General features: G+C 36.9%; 2 protein-coding genes and 1 pseudogene. All 3 read right to left on the bottom strand.

Features of this window, described 5'->3' with window-relative positions; translation table 11 throughout:
• Positions 1-98 (bottom strand): annotated as a pseudogene (locus DCS95_RS20560) (conjugative transposon protein TraM); the annotation flags it as partial.
• A gap of 31 nt (positions 99-129) precedes the next feature.
• Positions 130-744, bottom strand: a complete 615-nt coding sequence (locus tag DCS95_RS20065; protein ID WP_076547089.1) for a conjugal transfer protein TraK — start codon at positions 742-744, stop codon at positions 130-132.
• Between the two features lie 20 nt (positions 745-764).
• On the bottom strand, positions 765-1,367 hold a 603-nt coding region (locus DCS95_RS20060; RefSeq protein ID WP_116772576.1), incomplete at its 5' end, for a hypothetical protein.

Below are 1,367 nucleotides of genomic sequence, written 5' to 3'. Positions count from 1 at the left end.
TCATCATCGCCCATTACCATTACGGAATAGGAAATAAGGAATATGAAAATCACCGCCAATACTGTTGCAAATACTATTTTGTTCTTTTCTACTTTCATAATCTTGGTTTTTTAAATGCCGATTTTCGGCTCAACTATCATCATTCAGTTTTTTTAAAGTGTTTTCGAAGTAATTTGTAATTAGAAGTCCGTGCGGATTGTTGGGAAAGTTTCGGTCAACCATAATCAGGTTTCCAGTTGAAAACAGTTCGTAGGTGTCAATTATTGAACCTCTGTTAATTTCAAAAATGGTGGTGGTTGTAAAACTATACGAGCCATTATTTTCGTTTATCCTTGAGTCAATACTCAATACTTTTTGAACCAATGAATACTGAAGCAACCTGTTGTAAACACCATCGGCTTTTTTCTGGCGGTAAAGATTGTCCACAGAACTATTGCCTAACCAAAGTGCTTTTTCCAAATTCCTTTCATAGTTACTGGCATCGATGTTATAGAAGTAGTTGTGGAACAGTTCTAAATGTGCCAGAGCTTCGACTCTAAAATTCTCTTTTTGAGTTACGAGCTTCAGGGGAATTATACTGCCATCTGTATTGATGGCAAAAGCACTATTGAGCGCTTTTTGATTTGTATTGAATACCATCCAAACTGAAAAGGTACTGGACAGTAAGGCACAGACAACAACTGCCAAAACGATAAACCGATTCAATTTTAGGACGTTATAAATATTCTTGTATGGTGTTTTCATATTCTTATTTTTAATCTGCCTTAGGCAGTAAACAATCGGAGTGTAAAGGACGTTGCTCGTTTGTACAATTTGAATTTCAGGAAAACAATAAATGCAACAGAACCTAATTGAACCACAGGCGCAAAAAAGCCTTGACCTGTATCGGTACCAAATAAGTTAACCCAAAAATTGGTGTTGATTTCCGTATAAATAGCGTTAACAAATACATTGACTAAAAAGAATGCCGGCACTAACATATATACAGCAGCATACAACTTGAAGAATGTATAAGCAAGTGAACGGAATTTTTCAAATACTGCAAGGCTAATGACCAAAGGGAAGAACGCTTGCATTATCCCCAAAAGGAAAAAACGCTCTGCCAAGAATAGCGGATAGATGAACAAATCCAATATCCAGAGTATTGTACTTAAAATGAAAGCTAATATCTTGAACCCATATAAGGGTGTTACCAAGGCCTCATACAAAAGCGTCATTGCTGAACTCGCAGCATCAAAAAGACTTACATCTTCCTCTAACGGAATATCCTGCATCTGTAATGGCAATAATGCAGGTGCAGTCCCTCGATATTGACTTTCGATGGCCACTAAAATTCCATCGAAAAACCCTAATACCTGCGTTGAGAA

This window comes from Maribacter litoralis, from assembly GCF_003075045.1.
GTDB lineage: Bacteria > Bacteroidota > Bacteroidia > Flavobacteriales > Flavobacteriaceae > Maribacter > Maribacter litoralis.
Note: the sequence above shows the minus strand (reverse complement) of the source record. Positions and strands in the feature narration are given on the sequence as shown.